Source organism: Pedobacter duraquae (assembly GCF_004362245.1).
In the GTDB taxonomy this organism is placed as follows: domain Bacteria; phylum Bacteroidota; class Bacteroidia; order Sphingobacteriales; family Sphingobacteriaceae; genus Pedobacter; species Pedobacter duraquae.
In genome coordinates this window covers 304,631-327,529 of the sequence record NZ_SNWM01000005.1, presented here as the reverse complement: position 1 = coordinate 327,529, position 22,899 = coordinate 304,631, and the positions used below count along the sequence as shown (strand labels likewise).

At 41.0% G+C, this 22,899-nt stretch carries 17 protein-coding genes; 7 read left to right on the top strand and 10 right to left on the bottom strand.

Going from position 1 to position 22,899, the window contains the following annotated elements; translation table 11 throughout:
- The first annotated feature begins 113 nt into the window (after nucleotides 1–113).
- Entirely contained in the window at nucleotides 114–863 is a 750-nt protein-coding gene (locus tag CLV32_RS19280; protein WP_133558589.1) for a hypothetical protein, read from the top strand.
- Between the two features lie 53 nt (nucleotides 864–916).
- Here the strand turns inward: CLV32_RS19280 and CLV32_RS19275 are convergent, their stop codons facing one another.
- The 8 genes from CLV32_RS19275 to CLV32_RS19240 form a co-directional block, all read right to left on the bottom strand.
- A complete protein-coding gene (locus tag CLV32_RS19275; RefSeq protein ID WP_133558588.1) occupies nucleotides 917–2,050 on the bottom strand; it encodes an efflux RND transporter periplasmic adaptor subunit in 1,134 nt (377 codons plus the stop codon).
- Nucleotides 2,051–2,055: 5 nt separating this feature from the next.
- Nucleotides 2,056–6,447, bottom strand: a complete 4,392-nt coding sequence (locus tag CLV32_RS19270) for a CusA/CzcA family heavy metal efflux RND transporter (protein ID WP_133558587.1) — start codon at nucleotides 6,445–6,447, stop codon at nucleotides 2,056–2,058.
- A 73-nt stretch (nucleotides 6,448–6,520) separates the two neighbouring features.
- Nucleotides 6,521–6,904 (bottom strand): hypothetical protein, encoded by a 384-nt coding sequence (locus CLV32_RS19265; RefSeq protein ID WP_133558586.1) that lies wholly within the window; start codon nucleotides 6,902–6,904, stop codon nucleotides 6,521–6,523.
- 55 nt (nucleotides 6,905–6,959) lie between these two features.
- Entirely contained in the window at nucleotides 6,960–7,595 is a 636-nt protein-coding gene (locus tag CLV32_RS19260; RefSeq protein WP_133558585.1) for a response regulator transcription factor, read from the bottom strand.
- Nucleotides 7,596–7,747: 152 nt separating this feature from the next.
- Nucleotides 7,748–9,091 (bottom strand): sensor histidine kinase, encoded by a 1,344-nt coding sequence (locus CLV32_RS19255; RefSeq protein WP_133558584.1) that lies wholly within the window; start codon nucleotides 9,089–9,091, stop codon nucleotides 7,748–7,750.
- A gap of 290 nt (nucleotides 9,092–9,381) precedes the next feature.
- The gene (locus tag CLV32_RS19250) at nucleotides 9,382–10,227 is read right to left on the bottom strand and encodes an alpha/beta hydrolase (RefSeq protein WP_133558583.1); all 846 of its coding nucleotides are present in this window, start codon (nucleotides 10,225–10,227) and stop codon (nucleotides 9,382–9,384) included.
- Between the two features lie 3 nt (nucleotides 10,228–10,230).
- Complete coding sequence (locus tag CLV32_RS19245) at nucleotides 10,231–11,193, bottom strand: bifunctional helix-turn-helix transcriptional regulator/GNAT family N-acetyltransferase (protein WP_133558582.1); 963 nt, start codon at nucleotides 11,191–11,193, stop codon at nucleotides 10,231–10,233.
- A 163-nt stretch (nucleotides 11,194–11,356) separates the two neighbouring features.
- Entirely contained in the window at nucleotides 11,357–11,590 is a 234-nt protein-coding gene (locus CLV32_RS19240; RefSeq protein WP_133558581.1) for a hypothetical protein, read from the bottom strand.
- Nucleotides 11,591–11,744: 154 nt separating this feature from the next.
- Between CLV32_RS19240 and pxpB the strand changes: the two genes are divergently transcribed.
- Genes pxpB through CLV32_RS19215 form a run of 5 tightly spaced genes read left to right on the top strand, consistent with a single transcriptional unit; the run spans nucleotide 11,745 to nucleotide 17,952 of the window.
- Nucleotides 11,745–12,470: a 5-oxoprolinase subunit PxpB gene (gene pxpB / locus CLV32_RS19235; protein ID WP_133558580.1), complete on the top strand. Its 726-nt coding sequence runs from the start codon at nucleotides 11,745–11,747 to the stop codon at nucleotides 12,468–12,470.
- The gene (locus CLV32_RS19230; protein WP_133558579.1) at nucleotides 12,460–13,455 is read left to right on the top strand and encodes a 5-oxoprolinase subunit C family protein; all 996 of its coding nucleotides are present in this window, start codon (nucleotides 12,460–12,462) and stop codon (nucleotides 13,453–13,455) included. The genes pxpB and CLV32_RS19230 overlap by 11 nt, the downstream gene beginning before the upstream one ends.
- Nucleotides 13,456–13,457: 2 nt before the next feature.
- Complete coding sequence (locus CLV32_RS19225) at nucleotides 13,458–14,219, top strand: LamB/YcsF family protein (protein WP_133558578.1); 762 nt, start codon at nucleotides 13,458–13,460, stop codon at nucleotides 14,217–14,219.
- Complete coding sequence (locus CLV32_RS19220) at nucleotides 14,216–15,394, top strand: NRAMP family divalent metal transporter (protein WP_133558577.1); 1,179 nt, start codon at nucleotides 14,216–14,218, stop codon at nucleotides 15,392–15,394. The genes CLV32_RS19225 and CLV32_RS19220 overlap by 4 nt, the downstream gene beginning before the upstream one ends.
- Nucleotides 15,391–17,952 (top strand): M1 family metallopeptidase, encoded by a 2,562-nt coding sequence (locus tag CLV32_RS19215; RefSeq protein ID WP_133558576.1) that lies wholly within the window; start codon nucleotides 15,391–15,393, stop codon nucleotides 17,950–17,952. The genes CLV32_RS19220 and CLV32_RS19215 overlap by 4 nt, the downstream gene beginning before the upstream one ends.
- Nucleotides 17,953–18,018: 66 nt before the next feature.
- Here CLV32_RS19215 and CLV32_RS19210 read toward each other — a convergent pair whose 3' ends face one another.
- Nucleotides 18,019–18,594, bottom strand: coding sequence for a YceI family protein (locus CLV32_RS19210; protein ID WP_133558575.1), 576 nt, complete (start codon nucleotides 18,592–18,594; stop codon nucleotides 18,019–18,021).
- A 290-nt stretch (nucleotides 18,595–18,884) separates the two neighbouring features.
- On the opposite strand from CLV32_RS19210, the gene CLV32_RS19205 reads away from it, so the two are divergent.
- Nucleotides 18,885–21,248, top strand: a complete 2,364-nt coding sequence (locus tag CLV32_RS19205; RefSeq protein WP_243732361.1) for a TonB-dependent receptor — start codon at nucleotides 18,885–18,887, stop codon at nucleotides 21,246–21,248.
- A gap of 58 nt (nucleotides 21,249–21,306) precedes the next feature.
- On the opposite strand, the gene CLV32_RS19200 is transcribed toward CLV32_RS19205, so the two are convergent.
- Nucleotides 21,307–22,896: a SusD/RagB family nutrient-binding outer membrane lipoprotein gene (locus CLV32_RS19200; protein ID WP_133558573.1), complete on the bottom strand. Its 1,590-nt coding sequence runs from the start codon at nucleotides 22,894–22,896 to the stop codon at nucleotides 21,307–21,309.
- Nucleotides 22,897–22,899 lie beyond the last annotated feature (3 nt).

Sequence of the window (22,899 nt, the reverse complement as noted above, 5' to 3'; positions counted from 1 at the left end):
AAGTGGCTTACTCCAAACGATTAAATACTTAAAGTCCTAAACAATACCTATTTATGGGTATTGCACAGCGTTTAAAGCCCGACTATTTTTACAGAAAAAATTATCGGGGAATTATGAAAACATCATTATTTAAAGTAATCATGCCATTAGGGATATTGGCATCTATCTTCGTTTATTCGTGTACCAAAGAGGACGATACAGAAGATGAGATAAAAACAGAAAAAGTTGATGCAGCTACAGTTGTTGCCAGCAGCGCCAACGATGCTAAAAGCGGCGGAGTATACAAAGGCACTTTAATTGGTTCTACCGGATCTTTAAAAGTGGTATTGGTTGGTGATACTAAAGTAGCCTACATGGTGTTTGACGGTGTTTCAAGAACATTAACAACTACAGATTTGGGAAGCTGGGCGAGCGGCCAGGCAGTAACCAATGCGACTTTCACATCGGGAGACTGGAAAGTTGTATTTTCTGTAAGTGCTGCAGGTACTAATCCGGTAATTTCGATAACCGTTCCAGGACATACTGTTGCTGTTGCTATTTTAAAAGAGCAGTCGTCCAGTTTAACCAAATCCTATGAAGGTACATTTACCACCGGAACAACTTCCAGCAATTTCAACTTTGTACTTAAAGGAGACACCTCATTGACGGGAATGCTCAAGACTACAGACAATAAGATTGTCAATTTTAAAGGCAGTGTTGTGAGTAATAAAATTACGGTAACGACAAACTCCGGTACTGGCGTAATTACTGCTACAGGTACGGTTAGTGGTGATGTTGCAACGGGTACGTTTAAGGAAGCCGGCACAATCAACAATGTGAAATATGAAGTCGCAGGCAGCTGGACTGCTAAAAAAGCGTTATAGAATTTAATTATTGTCCTTGCTACTGAGCAGCAAGGACAATTAAAACAACGACTCTATTCTCCGGCATTTTTCATCTTCATCAAAACTGCATAGGCATTCTTGACCACGATATTACCCAATTTTTCACTAGTTTTTATTTCGGTAAAGCCATCCAGGCTGGTACCCGTTTCTACAGGAATCATCTTATAGTTGTTATTCCCTAACGCAGCGAATACATAATTTTTGTTCTCCCATTTTACAATCGCTTCATCCGGCGCAGCATCTGCAGAGCTTGCAGCAAGAGATATTGTTGCATTCAGGAATGTCCCAGGCAGCAGATCGTCTCCACCTTCAAGATCACAGTGTACACTGGTAGTCCTGTCATCAGCAATGCTTGGCTTAATGAGATGTACTTTGGCAATGTATCTTTTATTAGGATTTGACGAAGTACTGCAGGTAATCTCCTGCCCCACTCTGAGATTCGCCGCATCTCCTTCGAAAACAGTGAGGTTTACATGATAGCCGCCGGGATTAATTACTTCAAAAAGTACATCTGTAGGATTAGCATATTTGCCAGTATTGGTATTGACCTCAGTAATATATCCACTAATAGGCGCATATACCCTGATGTTTCTGGTAATGTTATGTTCATTAAGTGACGCCGGATTAATGCCTATTAAACGCAGCTTTTCTGCCAGCCCATTAACTGATACTTTCTGATTATTGAAATCACTTTCTACCTGCTGAAAGATTTTATCGCTGGTAGCTTTGGTTTGGTTAAGCCCCTTTTGTCTGGTATAATCGTCGGCAGTAAACTTAAGCCTATTTTTTGCGGTCAGATAGTCCTGCTGCAACTGAATATATTGCTGATCTTCAACCACAGCCAATACTGATCCTTTTTTAACATACATCCCCGGAATTAAGGTCATTTGCCGAACGTATCCACCTAAGGGTACACTCACCGAATAAGTATTTTCTGGTGGAACATCTACAACGCCATTTACATGAATAGTCTTATGTATGTTCTTAGCTTCCAGTGCTCCAATTTCAATTCCTGCATTCTTTACCTGTGCAGCTGTAAGTTGAACGTCATTGGTCTCTGTTGCCACTGGTTTTTCATTGGCGACATTTTCTTCTGTTTTATCTGGACTGCCACAGGCAATCAATAGCGCAAGGCAAAACAGCCCGCTTATATATACTTTCTTCATTTTTGTTATTTATCTATGGCTGTAATTCGCTCGATTTCAAATGCTGCTTCATTAAACTGCATAACTTTATCATAATATTCTGCCCTCAACTGGATGGATTGATTAATGAGGATAACCCAATCCAGGTAGGCTATTTCGCCGGCATTGAGCTTTAATGTTGCTGTTCTGATGATATCGTCGGCGTTGCTAAGGCTCACCTGACGGTAGGAACTGATCAGTTTAGTTAGCTGTTGATAGCGCTGAACAGCATTTGCCAATTCTTGCGTAAGGGTTTTACGGCTGAGTTCCAGCTCTTGCCTCTTTTGCTCTACGCCGATAGCGGAAGCTTTGATCCTGGCATGCTGCGCGCCGTAAAATAAGGGAATCCCCAAACCTACACTGACAGATGAGAAGCGTTTATGCTGATCAAAATATTGCGGTAGTCCCATGCTATTTGTTTGGGTACCAACAATGCTGCTGTTGTTATAGCCGATTAGTAGAGATGGGAGTAATTTGCTTTTTTCCAATGCCTGTTGCTGCATAGCCAGCGTTATCTGAGTTTCACTCATTTGGTAACTCGGATTATTCCCAATCTCGTGCAGGACAGGTGTAGAACTGGCATAAATAACATCTTGCGCTTCAGGTTCCATTACCAAGGCACCATTCAACAAGTAGTTAAACCTATTCAGCAATTGCATGTAATCGGTTTTAAGCAATTCCAGCTGATTCTCTACCTGCTGCTTTTGGTTTTGGGCAGTCCTCAATTCAAGGATATCAACATCACCTGATTTAAATCGTTGAGTAGACCTATCCAGAAAGGCTCCATAGAGACTATCGGCCCAAAGCAGTAGTTCTCGCTTTTGTTGCAGTAACAGCAGGTTGTAATAATTTGACTTAAGTGTTGTCTTTAGGTTAAATAGCGAACCATTCAGACGAATTTCGCTCATCCGTGCGTGGGTATTAGCAAGTTGTTTTTGTCTGGAGTATACAGACGGGAATTCTACACTCTGCACGATGGAAAACTTATTATCATTCTCAAGACTGTTAAGCTTACCATAATCAAACGTCAGTGCCGTTTTAGGAAGGTCAAAACTGGATTTAGCTAATTGTTGGTAGTAGCTGGTCTCTGTTTTCGCAATTTTCAGCGACACGTTGTTTTTTAAAGCAGTATCCAATGCAGCCTGTAAACTAACACGCTGCTGCGCCTTTACAGGATTTGATGCATGGAGGAAGGATATGATTAAGACAGGAACTAACGTCCCTAAGTTTAACGAAGAGATTCCTTTTTTAGGTCGGAAATATCCAAATCCACGTTCAAATAAAACATACAACATCGGTAAAACGAATAAAGTAAGTAAGGTGGAAACGAGTAACCCGCCGATCACAACCGTTGCCAATGGCTTTTGTACCGCGCCCCCTGCACCAGTGCTGATTGCCATTGGAATGAAACCAAGCGATGGCACAAGAGCTGTCATCAATACAGCACGCAACTTAGATTTGGTAGCGTGGATAACAATACGTTTCACATCTGTCCACCCTAGTTTTTGAAGTCTGTTAAATTCCGTCACCAACAGGATGCCGTTAAGTACCGCGACGCCGAACAGTGCAATGAAGCCCACTCCTGCAGAAATGCTAAAAGGCAGATCCCTTATCCAAAGCGCAAGAATACCTCCTATTGCCGACAATGGTATGGCTGTATAAATTAATAGCCCTTGCTTAACTGAACTGAAAGCAAAATATAACAACAAGAAAATTAACAGTAATGCAATAGGCACTACAATAGCTAGTCGTGCTTTAGCAGCCGTCATGTTTTCAAAGGAGCCCCCATAAAAAATCGTATATCCTCTGGTTAACTTAAGATCCCTGGCAGTCTTTTGTTGCAGTTCTTCGACGATCGACTGTACATCACGATCTTTAACATTAAATCCGACAATAATACGTCGCTTAGTATCTTCCCGTTGGATTTGGTTGACACCTTCCACCTCATTTACGCTGGCAACCATATTTAACGGTATTTGGTTTCCAGACTTTGTTAAAACCATAAGGTCTTCAACATCCCGGATATTCCTTCTTGCTGACTGATCCAGGCGTACAACCATATCAAAACGCTTCTCTCCCTCATAAACCTGGCCTGCAACCTGACCAGCAAAAGCAGTGTTAACTACGCGATTTACATCGTCTACATTTAAGCCGTATTTAGCCATTCCATCCCGGTTGTACCTGATCACCACCTGAGGCATGCCTGTTACTTGTTCTTCGTAGATATTGGTTGCGCCTTTAACGGTGCCGATGATAGCACCCAGTTGTTGCGCATAGTGTGCAAGTGAGTCCAAATCTTCGCCAAAAATCTTACATACTACGTCCTGTCGGGCGCCCGTCATGAGCTCGTTGAAACGCATCTGGACAGGAAATTGGAAACCGACTGTAATTCCCGGAACAACTTCTAACGCTTCAGTCATTTTTGCGCTGAGCTCTGGAAATGAGTGTGCCGATACCCAGTCCTTCTTAGGCTTCAGGATAACCATCATGTCGCCCGCTTCAAAAGGCATGGGATCTGTGGGTACCTCCGCGCTTCCAATCTTGGTTACAATCTTTTGAACCTCTGGAAATTTCTCCAGCAAAACCTTAGATGCTTTTTGTGTAGTTTCTATCGTGTTGTTCAGGTTGCTTCCTGTGAGCAATCTGGTTTCGACGGCAAAGTCTCCTTCCTCCAACTGCGGTATAAATTCTCCTCCGAGGCCACTCATGATAAAAACAGCAATAGCAAACATTACGAGTGTGACAGCAAGAATAGTCTTCGGAAAATTGAGCACCCTGCTAAGCAATGGTTGATAGCGTCGTTCGATCCAGGCCATCAGCTTGTCGGTCAAATTTTTCTTATGACTGATCGTTTTATTTAAGCATAGTGCGGACATCATCGGCACATAAGTAATAGAAAGAATAAATGCACCTAGAATTGCAAAAGCAATGGTCCAGGCCATAGGTTTAAACATTTTTCCTTCTACTCCTTCGAGCGAAAGAATAGGCAGATAGACAATCAGGATAATGATCTGGCTGAAAACGGCCGATTTAATCATCGAGCCAGTAGATTTCTCGACCTCAGTATCCATTTGTTCCTGATCAATAAGGCCTATATTTTTAAAGTGATTGCTATGTGAGAAACGATGAAGGATGGCCTCTACTACAATTACGGAGCCGTCTACAATTAAACCAAAATCTATGGCTCCCAATGACATCAAATTACCTCCTACACCAAATTTGTTCATCAGAATGATTGCAAAAAGCATCGACAAGGGAATTACAGACGAGACAATGAGCCCGGCACGCAAATTTCCGAGGAAGAACACAAGCACAAAGATTACAATCAGGGCACCCTCCATCAGGTTTGTTTCAACTGTACTTATGGCATTATCTACCATCTTGGTGCGGTCAAGAAAAGGCTCAATAACCACTCCTTCAGGAACCATTTTCTGAATCTGTGCTACCTTATCTTTCACCCGTTTTACGACTACCGAAGAGTTTTCTCCTTTCAGCATCATGACTACAGCACCTGCCACCTCACCCTGGGCATTGTAGGTCATGGCACCATAACGTATGGCAGAACCAAACTGTACTTTAGCAACCTGGCTCATGAGTACTGGCATCCCGTTGCTCAATGTTTTCACAACGATCTTCTCAATATCGGCCAGGCTTGTAGTGAGCCCCTCGCTCCTGATATACAATACTGTGGGACCCTTTTCAATATAGGCACCACCAGTATTTTCGTTGTTTTTCTCAAGTGCGGTGAAGATATCACCAATGGTGATGCCGTAGGCTTTGAGCTGATCCTGCCTAACGGCGACTTCATATTGTTTGAGTTTGCCGCCGAAGCTGGAAACTTCCGCGACTCCAGGTGTTCCTAACAGTTGACGACGAACAATCCAATCCTGAATAGTACGCAGGTCAGTGGCATTAAATTTACCTTCGTAACCCTTTTTTGGGCGAACCACATATTGGTAAATTTCACCGAGTCCTGTAGACACCGGAGCCATTTGCGGAGATCCGATGCCATCCGGGATTTCCTGCTGCACCTGCTGGAGGCGTTCAGCAATTTGTTGTCTGGCCCAATACACATCCGTTTCTTCATTAAACACAATGGTTACCAGAGACAGGCCGAATCGGGAAAAGCTTCTGATTTGTTTGAGCCCTGAAATGCTACTACAGGCCTGTTCAATTGGAAAAGTAATGAGTCGTTCGATATCGGGTGCACCAAGTGATGGAGATACAGTGATGACCTGCACCTGATTGTCTGTAATATCTGGTAAGGCATCAATAGGTAGTTTAGTTACTTCAAAAGCTCCCCAACCAATTAGTGAGAGCACAAATAAAGCAATGATCAGCTTATTCCTAATGGAAAAGCCAATAATCTTATTTAACATAATCAAATTTTTAAGCAAAAACGTAAATAGTCAACCCACAGATTATGAGTTGAACTTAATTGAAAAATCAGCTTTACGTGGTTACAATTGGGGGGCGAAAGAGACTGCCACCAGTAGGGTCACTATGCGTGACATTGGCATAAAAACGTACTGCATTAAGAATATGGAATACCGAGGCTTTAATTAGCACCAGTTTTTCGGTCGGAACACCTATAGAGATGTGCACATGTGCACTGTCGACCTTCTTGAAAGGCAATTTCATGTCTTCTTCTTCATCATTATCATTGAGGTCGTGTCCCAAATAATGCATATCCAAAAAATCCAGAAAGCCAATGTTGGCATTGAGCTTCTGGTGTTGGGTAAAATGAAAAAACAATTGGGGTGTCTTCAGCACTTCACGAATAGACGTGTTAAAGATAAAAATTGGCAACATGAAGAAGATAACAACTTTGCCCACGCGCCAAATATAAGAAAGGATACAGGTAAATCAAATCCTCACCTACGTGATATCATTATATGATCAACTTGTTACGTGCTGCATAATGAATCAACTCAGCGGTATTTTTTGATCCTGTTTTATCCATGAGCTCCTGACGGTAACCTTCTACAGTCCTTCTGCTCAAAAACATTTTATCGGAAATTTCTGTACTTGTAAGTCCTTTTGCAAGAAACGACAATATCTCTGTTTCGCGTGCAGATAGTTCTATTACGCGGCTATCGCCGTGCATACCAAAATAAAGTCTGTGGAAATATTTCATGGCCAATTCAGAACAAAGATAAGTTCCTCCGTTTTGTACATGCTGCAGACTATAAATCAGCTCGCCTGGATTAACCGACTTTAACATGTATCCCTTTGCTCCAGCAGCAAAAGCATCCACAACTTCCTGCTCAGCATTAAGCATAGACAAGATAATAACTTTAACTGGAATCTTTTGCAGAACGATGTTTTTACAGAGATCGCGACCATCCATTACCGGCATTTTAGTATCGGTAAGTACAATATCTATACTGCTGTCGCAGGCAAGAATTTCTAGCGCTTCAACGCCATGTTTTGCTACGCCGGCCACATGAATAGATTCGCTTTCTTCCAATATCATTTTGATACCGTCCCTAACGATTAACTCGTCTTCAACAATAAGTACGTTCATCAGCTTGTTTTATGAGTTAAGATCCTGGTATATGTATTCCCAAATTTAATACCGCTCAAGTTGCAAAAAAGGTACGGAAAATGCATTAAATATCGCCTTTAAATCTAGCACTTTAAGGAATAAAGACTTAAAAACAATGTACTGGAAAACGCTTACACACACACTTGAATTTCCGCTTCAGAATCTGTTAAAACAACGGGCTTTACGGGCCTTTTGCCCAATGGAATTGCTACCGTAAATATTGTCCCCGATGGAGAGCTGCTAAAAGATATTTTGCCACCCTGAAGTTCTGTAAATTCCTTACACAACTTTAGTCCAAGGCCAACCCCTTTTTCATTTTTGGTTCCATAGGTAGGCCCGGAATTTAAAGAAAATAATGTTTGCTGCTTTTCTTTTGAAATTCCTATCCCATTATCTTTTACTGTGATAAGTGCTACTGCTCCCTGCGCTTTCCCCGACAAAATAATCAGCCCGTCAGCATTAGTAAATTTTACAGCGTTGTTAAGCAGATTTCTGATCACCAGTTTAATCATCTCCACATCAGCATAAATGCTTAGTGAAGAATCGATATCCGTTTTCAATTTGATATTTTTCTCTGCAGCTGCAACCTGTTGTAAAGCGATAGATACTTTTAAAGTTTCCAACAAATTAATAGCAATCAACTTAGGCTCAATACGACCTTCCATTTGTGCCTTGGTCCAAAATAGCATGTTTCCCAACATATTTTGCGTGTTTTTAGTTTCCGTAAGCAACTTCGTCTGGATGTCGGCTTTTTCTTCTTCATTGAGTTCGTAGGAAGCCAACACTTCGAGGAAATTCTCTATTGAATTGAGTGGAGCTTTAAGATCGTGTGACAAAATAGAGAGTAGTTTCGTTTTTGTCTCATTTGCTTCCGCAAGCTCATTTACAGCAAGCAAAGCTTTGTTTCGCTCTTTTTGATAGCTACGCAGGATAAAGCTGAGCACAATAGATATACATGCTGCGGCTACTCCATAGGTAAAGCCGGTATCGGTAAATAAGCCCCTCCTGCTATGATAGCTGTTATCTACGAGATTTGGATAAGCATAGTCTATGCCGATCAACGTGCCGGCAATAAGCAAATTTAGAGGAACCCAAAACGCATAGTGCCTGTTAGGCATCACCGCAATAATGAAAATTAGTGAAACCAGGAACAACATCAGACTGGGCCCTTCAACCCCCGAGTTGAAGTAGTAGTTGAGGATAAGTAAAACATGTAGCCCGACCGCAAAGATGAACACGCTACTTTGAAGATTGCCCAATACCCTTGAATTATAATATAGAAAAGCAGTTACCACGAAACCAGAGAGCAAGCCCCCCGAAACATATGGAATTTTGGTAAATAAATTTATGATTAATGAAAATGGAATAGCTACTAAAATAATAAGACATACTCTGTTGAAGATTAGCCCCTGCATCAATTCTGTTTCCTTTCTAATTAAAAAATTCTGATTTATAAATTTTATTGGATTCTTCATAGTATTCTTTTATTACCGATTGAAAATTGAGACTTGATTATCAGCATTGGTAATTTTGTATACTGCGAATTGCACAGATGGTGCCAAAGTGCGAATTATTCACAATCTTTTCCAGAACCCTGAGGAATAACGAGTTGAAACAACTTGTGTATAGTGAGTTTGGCAGACTTGATTATTGAGCTGCGATAGATGAGAAAAAAAGTTACCGGTTCCGTGGTGTATCGGGACTATTTTTCACGCTTTGATTTACCGTCAACTTGATGGATTATGATTTAGATTATGTTAAATGGTTACTTCTTTGGATATAGAGTCCTGAATGCATTAAAAATTGCCTGGTGAGTCACTGTTGCATGGTTCTCCTCGGGTAAGTAATTGAAATTTACTTTTACGGTTCCGGAATGACCTAGTTTGATTTTCTGATATAATAATTTTGCGTCATGCTCCATTATATGGGTTGTAGAGCCATCTATAGAGCCCTCCTTTCCCACCCCAATATAGATAGCCAAATGCTGCTTAAAGCTGTTCTTCAGAATCTGGGGTTGACTTTTTAGTAAAGCACCATCTTGCCACCAAAGACTTGGACTGATAATGACGTACTTGTCGAATAGTTCTGGTTTGGTAAAAAGAATTTCAGTTGCCAAAAGCCCGCCCAGAGACTGACCGATGATTGTTCTCGTATGGCCCGTACTATAGTGCTTTTCTACATAAGGCTGCAACTCTTTTTCTATGAATGCAATGAACTGCGCGGAGCCTCCATTTTTAGGAATAAGCTTTTGATCACCTACACGATTGCTAGGGGGTGTAAAATCATATTTGCGTTGTTTATTCGCGATACCAACTACAATGGATTTTGGGATTCTATTGATCCAGGAAAACGTATTGAATTGAACAATCCCAACAACATGAATGAAATCCTCATCCGCCGATCCATCCAGGAGATAGATAACCGGGTACTTTAATTTCTCATTATAATCCTCAGGAAGGTATATGTTAAGAACTCTGTCTTCCCCTAAAATTTTTGAGTGTACTGTTTCGATAGATCCCAGAACAAAGGGTGTTTTTCGCCGATTTTGTTCATCTTGAGCGACTGTGCCCAAGGATAATAATATTAAAAAAACTAGGAGTGTTAATTTCATAAATTATGCGATGTCTTTCAAATTCAGTTCCATTTGGATGTTGCAGCGTTCGTAAGGTGTAGTACGTCCAAAGACCTTTTTAAAACCAAGTTTATGATAAAGATTAATTGCTGGTTTTAACGCGGTATTACTTTCAAGGTATATATTGCCTGCACCTGCATGTTTTGCTGCTGTGATGATCTTTTGGGCTAATAGCCAACCAATGTTCTTTCCCTGAACTTTAGGTGATACAGCCATTTTGGCAAGTTCGAAATCATAATCAGGATCGTTCATTTTTATCAGGGCACATACACCAACGGGTTCATTATTATATAGCGCTACAAATATTTGACCTCCTTTGTTAAGAATATATTCTGTTGGATGATCCAGCGCTTTGTAATCTGCTGCCTCCATTTTAAAGTAAGCAGAAATCCACTCTTCATTGAGGCTGCGAAAAGCTGTTTGATATTTATCTTGATAAGGCACAATTTCAACATCTCTACTTTCGCGTAGTTTCTTTTGTTCCGCCACTCTTTTGAATAACGACTTTTGATTGAGAAGCTGTTCCCACTCCTGAATAGCCTCCCACAGATTAATTTTTGCCTCTGAAATAATTCCATCAATCGCAGCCTCCACATCGGCACATTGGATTTTTATACGGGCAGAAATCGACATCCCTTTTTCGGTTAAAGCCACTAGAGTCCGCCGTTTGTCTGATGAGTTTCTATTTTCAGCAACTAAGCCTGCCGCAGTCATTTCCTGAATAATTTTTGTAACGGACGGTTGGGAATGTCCTATAGCAAGGGCTAGTTCTGTGATCGTATTTTCACCATCTTCAGCCAACACAAAAAATACCGGAAACCATTTAGGGGAAAATTCTACGCTATACAGCTCATAAATATTTCCAGCATCTTCAGTTACCTTGGCGGTTAGCAATCTAAGACGACTTCCTAATGCCATTTTACCTGTCTTTTCAAATAAATCCATTCCCATAGCTAATTACATAATCAATTATGCAAATGTACTATTTTAGTTAGATCATACAAGATTTTGGCATGTACTTGCTTTGAAAGGCTACTAAACAAATATCATTTGACACCAATTTAAGGTCTTAAGCTTTACACAGCATAGTGACCCGGGAGGGCTTAATTTACTTTTCGGCTTTTATTGCCGCTTCATGCTTATCGATGAAGGCTCCAATCTCGCCAACAAAATCGGCCAACGAAGCATCATCACTATGCCAGATATTTTTCTCTTTTTTTATAGTACCTACCTGAAATCCGTCCCAGTGTACCAGATATTGATTTGGAAGTTCAGGTTTTGGATAGATCTCTAAAGACTTATACTGCCCTTGTATTTCTCCTTCAAACAAATATTTTTCCATAGTTATCTATTTAAAGCTTAACAATCCGCTGCAGGATAAGTTTAAAAAACACAGCGCCATCACCGAGTAAATAAAAAAACAATTATGAAAACAGCACTAATTATCATGGACATACTGTATTTTTAAAATCAAGTACCAAACCTCTTTCTAACCCATGACTAATTTATTCATCGATATATACGCATTAAATGAAGGAGCGGTAACGGTGGTATTTGGGGAAGAAATTAATTTGATTTTGGCAGGCAAAATCCGAAGGTTTAATGAAACGATTTCCAGATATCCTTTCCCTGGAATGATTACTACTGTGGCTGCATATACATCATTAACTGTGTTTTATGATCCAGTGACTCTTTTCGGTGCAGGTTTACCAGGGCTATCCAATTTTGATAAAATTACACACTATCTAAAAAATTTGGCAATTGAAACTAACCTCGATGAAGTTATGCCGACAAAGATAGTAGTGCCTGTATGCTACGGGGGAACCATGGGTCCGGATCTTGATCTTGTTGCTACTGCTAAAAAACTAACATCAGCAGAAATTATCGAATTCCACAGCTCAGCCACATACTATGTTCACATGATTGGGTTTGTACCTGGATTTGCATATTTAGGGGGCATGAATCCAGAACTAAACATGCCTAGAAAAACACAACCGCGTGCAATTGTAAAGGCGGGCTCAGTTGGGATTGCAGGTGCGCAAACAGGAATATATTCATTGGACACTCCAGGAGGCTGGCAGATAATTGGCAGAACCCCATTACGAATGTTTGACGCTGAACGCCAGCAACCGTCCTTATTACAGTCGGGATATGAAGTTGTTTTTAAGCCTGTCACAATGAAAGAATTCGAGTACCTAAAAGCCCACAACGATGAAAATTAAGGTTCTAAAAACCGGGGTACTTAGCACCATCCAGGATCTTGGCCGTATGAGTTATTTGTCTGAAGCTATACCCCAGTCGGGGGCGATGGATTCGTTATCCGCAAGAGTAGCTAATAAAGCTCTCGGAAATCAGGACGATTGTGCTACAATTGAATTTACTTATGGCGATGCAGCTATTGAATCCAAAACAGATCTCCTTATTGCTTACGCAGGATCGGGATCAATATTAACTGTGAACGAAGAAACGTTGCCAATGGAGCGCCCGCTATTTATCCCCGCAGGGAACATTATTTTGATAAACCACGCTGTCTATGGTGCGCGGATCTATCTGGCAATTGCTGGAGGCTGGGATGTTCCATTGGTGATGGGAAGCAAAAGCACTTACCTTCCAGCGGGCTTTGGTGGCTACCTGGGTCGTGTGTTGAAGAAAGGTGACCTATTAAACAATGCTAAACAACTCAGCGATGTGTCTTTAGCGTTTTTAAAATTCTTATGCGGTGACCGGATCAATTATCCGAAGTGGAGCATCGCAAAAAGAAAAATGCTTCCTGGTCATCTTTATGAAATTCGGATAGTTCCTGGAAGAGAATTTGGCTGGTTTGATGCGCAATCAATATTAGATCTGCTCAGCGCAGAGTTTTCAGTAGGGGCAAAAAGCAATAGGATGGGTTATCAATTAGGTGGTGCCAAGATGAAACGTGTTAGACAACAAGAACTTTTGAGCACGGCAATCTGTCCTGGGACTGTCCAGGTTAGCGGAGATGGAGGTATGATATTATTAATGGCAGATTGCCAGACAACGGGTGGCTATCCCCGTATCGCTCAGGTTGCATTGGTTGACCTTCCATTATGCGCGCAACTAAGACCTGGAGACACCTTTCGATTTATTGAAATAAGCAGACAGGAAGCGGAAGACTTGGCCATTCGGCGTGAACGAGATCTAGCCAGACTAACACGGGCGGTGGAACTTAAAGTAGAAATTTGATTATGCAAACAATTGACTTAAACTGCGATCTTGGCGAAGGATTTGGCAACTACCAAAGTCCGGAAGATGCCATACTAATGGATTATATTACTTCGGCAAATATCGCTTGTGGTTTTCATGCCGGAGATCCCGCAGTAATGCAAAACACTGTATCCATGGCAATACAAAAAGGAATTGCTGTAGGCGCCCATCCGGGGCTCCCCGACTTACAAGGTTTTGGCCGGCGTGAGCTGAAAATCTCTCCTGCCGAAGCATACCAAATTACGCTTTACCAAATTGGCGCACTACATGGGTTCGTAAAGGCGGCAAAGGGAAAGTTAAATCATGTTAAGCCACATGGCGCACTTTACAATATGGCAGCAAAAGATTATGCTTTGGCAGAAGCCATTGTGCAGGCAGTGAAGGATTTTGACCCTCAGTTAATACTATATGCACTCTCTGGCAGCGAAATGATAAAGGCTGCGAACGCCGCCGGGCTTTATTCGGCATCTGAAGTATTTGCCGATCGCAGCTATCAGGATGACGGCACCCTTACGCCTCGCAGTCAAAAAAATGCGCTGTTGGAAGATGCGCAGTCGGCACTGGATCAAGTCTTGATGATGGCGAAACATCAGCAAGTTATCTCAGTCCAGCAAAATATTGTTACCATGAAGGCCGAAACGGTTTGCCTTCATGGCGATGGAGCACATGCTGTAGCGTTCGCTAAATCAATCAGCTTAGGATTGAAGAATAATGGAATTACAATTGAAACATTCCGTAGATGAAAAAGAAAACAAATTGGAGTATCCTGATCGGCGCAGCCTTTTTGATGGCTTCATCGGCTATCGGGCCTGGCTTTCTAACTCAAACAGCTGTGTTTACAGAACAACTGGGCGCGAGCTTTGGCTTTGTGATCCTATTATCTGTTGTTCTTGATGCTATAGCCCAACTCAACATCTGGCGGATTATAGCTGTTGCTGATAAACCCGCCCAGGATATTGCAAACCAGGTTTTTCCGGGACTAGGCTATTTCCTGTCATTTCTGGTGTTTCTAGGAGGATTGGCGTTTAATATTGGAAACATTGCCGGTGCGGGTTTAGGGATGAACGTGCTTTTTGGCATCAGTACCGGGCAGGGAGCTATGATTAGTGCTGTGATTGCTATCGGCATCTTTGTATACAAGGAGGCTGGAAAGGCAATGGATCTGTTTGCAAAAACTATGGGCTTGTTAAAGATAGGACTCGCACTATTTATTGCTTACATCAGCGACCCACCTCTGGCAGAAGCTGCGGCTCGCTCGATTAACCCAACACAATTCAGCTTTAGTGCCGTTCTGATTATTGTGGGCGGAACTGTAGGAGGTTACATTACGTTCTCCGGTGCACATCGACTGCTCGATGCCAGACAAACAGGTATCGACAATTTGCGCTCAGTAAACAAGGGGGCACTAAGCGCTATAGGACTTGCATCAATAATGCGGATCTTGCTGTTTATAGCTGCGTTAGGTGTGGTCAGCACTGGTGCAAAGCTCGACCCAGGTAACCCTGCCGCGTCTGTATTCCAGCTCGCCAGCGGACAGCTTGGTTACAAGATTTTCGGACTCGTAATCTGGGCAGCAGGAATATCTTCTGTTGTAGGCTCTGCCTATACTTCTATATCTTTTATTAAAAGTTTCCATCCTAAAATACTTAAATACAATCGACTGATTACGATCATCTTTATACTCGTTTCCTGTGCGATCTTTTTGTTGATTGGAAAGCCAGTAAAAATATTACTTGCCGTAGGTGCAATTAACGGTCTTATCTTACCAATCGCACTTGGGGTTATGTTATTGGCCGCATACCGGTACAAAATCGTTTCAACTTATAAGCAACCCCTGTGGCTAACGCTGGCGGGTGCTGGCGTAGTGGTGATTATGGTGTATATGGGTTATGGAACAATATTAAATATTCTGCAATGAAATCATTAAACAAATTAATTATCCTATTGTGCTTTTCTACGTCGACATTTGCTCAACCTGGCTCAAAAAGTGCTGTTATAGAAAACGGCGTCTCTCTTTCCCTTGCAAAATCGCGCGCGGCGCTATTAAGCAATATACAATACAACATAAACTTAGTAATACCAGCTGCTAAAAGTCAGGATATTATTGGCGTCGAGCAGATTGAATTTGACCTGAAGAGTGTTCCTGAGATTTTGCAATTGGATTTTAAATCGAACGCTGAAGACATAAAAAGCTTGTTTATCAATGGCGCTGAGGTTGGTAAAAATTGGAAACACGAACACCTGGTAATTGAAGGCAAGCAACTAATTAAAGGACGGAATAAAATCGACATCAAATTTATTGCAGGTAGCACTTCGCTCAACAGAAACGACGATTATCTATACGCACTTTTTGTACCAGATCACGCAAGAACCATGTTTCCTTGTTTTGATCAACCTGACCTCAAAGCCAGATTCAAGCTCGACCTTACTGTACCCAGTGGCTGGAGTGCATTGGCTAATGGAAAACTGCAGGATTCTATAAACAACGGAATGACCAGTACCTATAGATTTTCTAATTCAGATAAGTTACCAACTTATCTTTTCTCATTTACCGCAGGGAAATTCAAAAAAGTAAGCCAGGTACGCTCAAATAAGCCAATGACTTTCCTGCATCGTGAGACAGATTTCAAAAAAATACAGTATAGCGTTGATAGCATCTTTACGGCACATTTGGATGCATTGACCTTTTTGGAAAAATGGACGGGCATTCCTTACCCATTTCAATCAGTGGGATTTAATGCAATTCCAGATTTTCAATTTGGCGGCATGGAACACCCGGGAACAGTTGATTATAAAGCATCCAGTTTATTTTTAGACGAAGGATCGACCAAAGACCAATTTATTTCCCGCTCCAATCTAATTTCTCACGAGACGGCACACATGTGGTTTGGCGATTTAGTAACGATGAAGTGGTTTAACGATGTTTGGATGAAAGAGGTGTTTGCCAATTTTATGGCTGATAAGGTTACAGAAAAGCTGATGGGCAAAAGTACATTTGATCTTAAGTTTCTTCAGGACCACTATCCTGCGGCATACGGTGTCGACAGAACATTAGGTGCCAATCCAATTCGTCAGCAACTTGATAATCTTCAGGATGCAGGATCACTGTATGGCAACATTATTTACCACAAAGCGCCCATTATGATGAGGCAGCTGGAATCTATGATGGGTGCTGATAAATTTCAACAAGGAATAAGGGAATATTTGACCACCTTCGCTTTTCGAAATGCAACCTGGGACGATCTTATCGGCATATTGAGTAGAAAAACAAGCAGGGATCTGTATGCCTGGAATAAGGTGTGGGTAAATCAACCAGGGCGTCCGGTGTTTAGTTATAAGATGGACATTAGAGATAATAAGATTAGCCATTTCAGTATTACGCAAGTCGCAGAAAGTGGAAGTCAGCGTACCTGGCCACAGTCATTCACGCTCAAATTGTTTTATCCGGGCAGCACGCGTACGATTGTTGTTAATATGACGAACCAAACACTGGAAATAGATTCTATGTTGGGCTTAGATAAGCCACAGTACATTTTATTTAATGCTGACGGAACGGGATATGGACTTTTTCCTGAAGATCCTCTTTTGTTTAAGGATGCATTTGCCCGTAACAGCGCCCTGGAAAGAGCTTCTATATACATAAATGCTTATGAAAATACGCTTTCTGGAAATACGAATAAGCCTGAAGATTTACTTGAGCTATTTAAAAAATGTCTGATTCTGGAAACAAACGAGATGAATTTAAAGGTGATAACAGGATATATAAATAATCTCTATTGGACATATCTCTTGCCTGAAGACAGAGCAAAACAAAGTGTCGGTTTAGAAACTATTCTCTGGAATGCAATGGAGGCACAGTCTGCGGCTAACAATAAAAAGATATTATTTAGCGCTTATCAAAGCGTTTACCTGAGTGCAAATGCCGCTAAGAATATTTATAACATCTGGCAATTGCAGTCGCCACCGAAAGGCATAAAACTAACCGAGGAGGACTATATTTCTTTGGCCTTATCGATTGCCTTAAAGACTGATACTGCCACGAACATATTAACACAACAGATTGGCCGTATGAATAACCAGGACCGTAAGGATCGACTTACATTTTTAATACCTGCACTGTCTGCAGATCCGGGTGAACGGGAGCGATTCTTTTACAGCTTAAAGGAAAGAAAGAATAGACAAAAAGAATCTTGGGTTACTACAGGACTCGGCTATTTGCATCACCCCTTAAGACAGTCTACATCCATAAAATTCCTTAGTGAAAGCCTCGACATATTAGAAGAGATACAAGCTACGGGCGATATCTTTTTCCCTCAATCTTGGCTGGCCTCGATTTTCGGCAGCTATCAAAGTCCTGAAGCATACCAAGTAGTAGCTGGATTTCTGGCGCAGCATCCGAATTACAATCCTAAATTAAAAGACAAAATACTTCAGTCGACCGATAATCTCCGGAGGGCATCGAAATTACTGAAATAGAATACGTGAGTTTATAAACGCAAAAAGCCTGCTCAATTGAGCAGGCTTTTCAATCCTGTAAAGGAATTATTTCTTTGCTACTAATTTCACGCCGATTTCGAAGTTGTCATCGATTGCTTTATCTCCAATGCTATCGAAGAATGATTTAGAACCATATCTGATATCATATTTAGTGCGATCAACAGTGATTTTTCCTGCCAGAGCAGAAACAGTACCATCAGCATTAACAGTTGTAGTTGCCGGGAAGCTCAAAGGTTTAGTGATCCCTTTGATCGTCAAATTACCTGTAACAGTTAAGTTTGCCGATGTTCCGGTAACTTTAGTGATCACGAAAGTTGAAGTTGGATATTTTGCAGAACCAAAGAAATCGTCTGCTTTTAAGTGACCTTCCAATTTGTCACTACCATCAGCATCTTTGATCGCAGTCATATCAATTACAAATGATCCACCTGTTACGTTTTTTCCGTCCACATTCAATGTTCCTGATTTGATCGCAATAGTTCCGTTGTGAGAACCAGCTACTTTTTTACCAACCCAGGTAATAGAAGATTTCGTTACATCGACGTTATAAACAACCGGTTTGAAAGCCGATAGAGCTAGTATAGCTACCATTGCAACGAATGCATTAATTTTTAATTTCATTTTCTTGATTTTTAAGTTAAGACAAAAGTACAGTTTGTGTTAAACACTTCAATTGATCTATGGTAATTTTTTAGGTTACCTCTTTGTTAGTGTATATACTATGCCTGCAACATTTGCATGTCTGAGATACCGCAAAAATTTGTCGACAAATTAAAAGAAATTAAAAAGGTATTAGAATTTGGAACTTTAGTGCTACATGTATACTTTTGCCGCAAAATAGAATTAATCTAAATAACAATATGCGAAACTTATACAAGCACTTAACGTCATGTATTTTGATTTTTGCAACAATGCTTAACATACAGGCATACGCACAAAATCAAAATGGTAGTCTATCAGGAACCGTGAAAACAAGCGACGGTGCCCCTGCATCTTTTGTAACTGTAGTTATAAAAGACACAAAAAAGGGAACTATTACCTCAGAAAATGGAGAATTTACAATCAAAGGCCTTAAACCAGGCAACTACATTTTAAAGATCAGTTTTACTGGCCTGCAAACCCAGGAGAAAACTGTTGACGTTATTGCTGGCCAAACCACTCATACTGATTTTAACTTGGCAGAAAGTGCGAACAGATTAACAGAAATACAGATCATCTCCCGTAAGTCTGCAAATCAAAAAACAGTAACTGTTGGAAAGAGCGGAATACTTGCACGAGATCTACCACAAAGTGTTCAGATATTGGATAGTACGGTGATCAGAGATCAGCAGGTTAACAGACTCGCCGATGTACTAAAGAATGTGAATGGTGTTGCTTTAGGCGAGAACAGAGGCTCCGTCAACGAATCTTTTTTTGCACGTGGATATAGCCTTGGTGCAAATAACGTATTAAAAAATGGTGTTCGTTCTTCCTCAGGCGGTGTTCCTGAGGCGAGCACTTTGGAATCTGTGGAAGTTTTAAAGGGAAGTGCTGCCTTGTTGTATGGTGGTGTAACTGGAGGTGCTGTTGTTAATATGGTAACTAAGAAACCGAAGTTTAACTATGGTGGCGAGGTAAGCATGCGCGTTGGCAGCTATGATTTTTACAAACCAACTGCAGACATTTATGGCCCGATTTCAAAAACTATTGCCTTTCGCGTAATTGCAACAAAAGAAAATGCAAACAGTTTCCGTGATATCGTAAAATCAGATCGTTTATATATTAATCCGTCATTACTTTTTAAACTTGGCACAAAAACAGAATTACTTGTTCAGGGCGACTATTTAAAAAGTGATTATACACCAGATTTTGGGTTAGGAACCGTTGGTGGCGCCATCCCGAATATTCCACGCAGCGCATTTTTGAATACCGTGTGGGCTTATAACAATACGAATACTGCAACAGCTCAAGCAAATGTTACGCATCGTTTTAGTGATAGCTGGAAGTTAAATGCAGTAGTTGCTTATCAATCTTACAACCGCGATTACTTCGGAGCCGAAAGACCTGTTGGAACAGCCACCGGTATATCTCCTCGATCACTCACGAGATCAAAATCCCAAGAGTACACATACAATCAACAACTAACTCTTACTGGAATAGCCAATACCGGCCGTATTAGACATCAGATTCTGATTGGTGGAGACGCAGATCAATCAAATACAACCTCCTATGCGTTTAAGTATGATACGCCTACTGGTGCCAACTATGGGAATTTCAACATTCTTGATCCAAGCACTTACAATACACGCCAAGATATTCCTAATACACGTATTTCTGGCAACACCTATACTCCGGTTTACAGAATGGGGGCATTTGTTCAGGACTTGATTAGTTTAACAGAGAAATTTAAAGTATTAGCTGGCGTCAGGTATACCTTCCAAAAAATGCCGAGGGCTGTGACCTATGACCAAGACAACAACACAACAACCTTGGCTAGTAACAGTCTTCCAGGATCGAAGGTAGAACATGCATTTTCTCCAAAATTTGGACTGATCTATCAACCTTTGAAGAGTACTTCATTGTATGCGAGCTACGCCAGTAACTTTACCTCTAATACTGGTACAGATATCTACAAGGCAGCACTTGATCCATCAATCATTGATCAGTACGAAATGGGGATTAAAAATGATTTTTGGGATGGTAAAATGTCGTTTAACGTAACGGCTTATAAAATCAAAAACAGTAACCTAGCACAAACTGCACTATTAGACCAATTTGGCCAGCCAAATGCTGACGCCACGGTTAAAGAATTTAGTGGAGCCACAACCAGTGATGGGCTGGAGATAGATGTAACCGGAAAAATTGCAAAAGGGTTAAATTTCCTAGCCGGATACAGTTACAATTATTACAGATACACTAAAACCCTTGCTTCGGGAATTACGGAAGGTGAGCGTGTTATTGGAAGTACAAAAGCAACAGCCAATGGAACTCTCTTTTATACTTTTAGTGAAGGCATCGTCAAAGGCTTGAAACTAGGTGCGTCGGCATTTGTTACTGGCAAAAGATTCAGCGGTTTCCAAACGCTTAAACCGCCCTACGCCGCACGTGGGCTACCGGTTAAGGTATCTGGGTTTACCACAATTGATCTAACGGCGGGCTATACTTACAAAAAATTATCGTTTTTAGCCAAAGTTTCAAATATCACTGACGAGTTGAACTATTATGTTCATGAAAACTATAGTGTGAATCCTATTCCGCCTAGAACGTTTATGGGTACTGTTGCCTACAGGTTCTAAACATCCTTAAATAAAAAACCTCCGGAATAATCCAGAGGTTTTTTATTTAAGTGTAATCCTATTTTGTTAACCAGGTATCTTTAAAGATATCTTCAGATCCACCAAACTGCGAACTTATGGCAGCTTTATAGTTTGCCGAGTTGTTATTAATTTCGGCTAATGGATATAACCAACGGCGCGGTAAAGCTCCACCAGCAGTTCCGATACCTACACCACCTTTACTAAAGTTAGGCAGGCCCGTTCTACGGTAGTTGAAAAAAGCTTCATAGCCAGAGTTCATAAAGAATGCAACATATTTCTGACTCAGTATCTGAGTTAATGCTGTTGCAGGTGTGGCTGTATTGTATGCAACATTGGCTAAGAAAGTGGCATTATCTGTAGTTGTAGTGCCCACTGTTGCACCACCCACATCAGATATATTTACTGAAGAGTTAGTGGCAACATTAAGACCGAAGTTAGCGAATGAAGCTGCAATACCTTTATCGTAATACGATTTGGCATCCGTAGCCGCTAATGCCGGTGCCCATCCCCTGTTAATTCCTTCGGCAATATTGAAACACAACTCAGGATATCCGATAAAGATAAAAGGCTCAGCAGTACTTCCTGTATTTGATCCCAAATAGCGCTTAGCATTAAAGAAAGAGTAAATACCTGTAGCAGCAGTATTTTGTAATGTTGCAAGTGCTGTACCTGGATCTGCACCCACATATCTGCTGAAGTCGCCAGCGTTTGTTGCAGTTGTTCCTGTTATCGGCGTAGCCATTAAAAAGGTACGTGGATCTTTACTTGCAGTGGTAATGTCTAATACTGTTTTACCAACGTTCATGAAATTGTTGTATGAGCTATTTCCTGTTGCGAAAATTGGATATAAAGTAATGGCAGTAAACTTATAAACCATATTATCAGAATTGCTGGTCATGATCGGATTGGTTGCCGGATTATTCACGATTGTAGCAAACTGGGTTTTTACATTTAAATCTGCGTTATCATCAGCCCTCTTGCTCAAACTCAATAACACCCTTAAACGGTAAGTATTGATCAACTTTTGCCATTGCAAATTGGTAAAACCAAAGATATCTCCTGTATTGAAAACAGTATTCTGTGTAGCTGGAGCTATAGCAGTATTAAATATCGCGTTGGCATCTTCGAGTAACTTGAGCGAGTTTTTATAAACGTCATGCTGTGTATCAAAGGCAGGCGTAATAAATGAAGGATCACCAGCCTGCGTCATAGGAATATCTCCCACTCTTTGTGCCAACCAGATTGCAGAATAAGCTCTAAAAAACTTAGCTACCGCAGCATATTTTGAATTGGGACCAACCTGAGTTGCCGCCTGAACTTCTAATTGAACGGCATATTTCAAAATGTCGTAACTATGGGTAGAGTATGAGTAGTTATATTCGTTGGTACCCCAATATTTATCGTAGTTTGAAACCTGAAATTGGTTTGTCTTGTTTACTGTTCCGAAAGGAAATTCTTCTGTTCTGATAAATGTTGCGGTCAGGTGATTCAGGATTAGAGAAACCGGAACTAAAGCATTTGAATTCACTGCGTTGGGATCATTGATCAGATCTCCTTTTTGACAGCTGCTCACTGAAAATATCAGGACGAGACTTGTTATGATGAAGTTAAACTTTATATTTTTCATGTC

What these genes read in the sequence shown, in the direction of transcription:
- CLV32_RS19280 (WP_133558589.1), top strand. Translation starts at nt 114, where the DNA reads ATGAAAACATCATTATTTAAAGTAATCATGCCATTAGGGATATTGGCA.
- CLV32_RS19275 (WP_133558588.1), bottom strand. Translation starts at nt 2,050, where the DNA reads ATGAAGAAAGTATATATAAGCGGGCTGTTTTGCCTTGCGCTATTGATT.
- CLV32_RS19270 (WP_133558587.1), bottom strand. Translation starts at nt 6,447, where the DNA reads ATGTTAAATAAGATTATTGGCTTTTCCATTAGGAATAAGCTGATCATT.
- CLV32_RS19260 (WP_133558585.1), bottom strand. Translation starts at nt 7,595, where the DNA reads ATGAACGTACTTATTGTTGAAGACGAGTTAATCGTTAGGGACGGTATC.
- CLV32_RS19255 (WP_133558584.1), bottom strand. Translation starts at nt 9,091, where the DNA reads ATGAAGAATCCAATAAAATTTATAAATCAGAATTTTTTAATTAGAAAG.
- CLV32_RS19250 (WP_133558583.1), bottom strand. Translation starts at nt 10,227, where the DNA reads ATGAAATTAACACTCCTAGTTTTTTTAATATTATTATCCTTGGGCACA.
- CLV32_RS19245 (WP_133558582.1), bottom strand. Translation starts at nt 11,193, where the DNA reads ATGGATTTATTTGAAAAGACAGGTAAAATGGCATTAGGAAGTCGTCTT.
- CLV32_RS19240 (WP_133558581.1), bottom strand. Translation starts at nt 11,590, where the DNA reads ATGGAAAAATATTTGTTTGAAGGAGAAATACAAGGGCAGTATAAGTCT.
- pxpB (WP_133558580.1), top strand. Translation starts at nt 11,745, where the DNA reads ATGACTAATTTATTCATCGATATATACGCATTAAATGAAGGAGCGGTA.
- CLV32_RS19230 (WP_133558579.1), top strand. Translation starts at nt 12,460, where the DNA reads ATGAAAATTAAGGTTCTAAAAACCGGGGTACTTAGCACCATCCAGGAT.
- CLV32_RS19225 (WP_133558578.1), top strand. Translation starts at nt 13,458, where the DNA reads ATGCAAACAATTGACTTAAACTGCGATCTTGGCGAAGGATTTGGCAAC.
- CLV32_RS19220 (WP_133558577.1), top strand. Translation starts at nt 14,216, where the DNA reads ATGAAAAAGAAAACAAATTGGAGTATCCTGATCGGCGCAGCCTTTTTG.
- CLV32_RS19215 (WP_133558576.1), top strand. Translation starts at nt 15,391, where the DNA reads ATGAAATCATTAAACAAATTAATTATCCTATTGTGCTTTTCTACGTCG.
- CLV32_RS19210 (WP_133558575.1), bottom strand. Translation starts at nt 18,594, where the DNA reads ATGAAATTAAAAATTAATGCATTCGTTGCAATGGTAGCTATACTAGCT.
- CLV32_RS19205 (WP_243732361.1), top strand. Translation starts at nt 18,885, where the DNA reads ATGCTTAACATACAGGCATACGCACAAAATCAAAATGGTAGTCTATCA.
- CLV32_RS19200 (WP_133558573.1), bottom strand. Translation starts at nt 22,896, where the DNA reads ATGAAAAATATAAAGTTTAACTTCATCATAACAAGTCTCGTCCTGATA.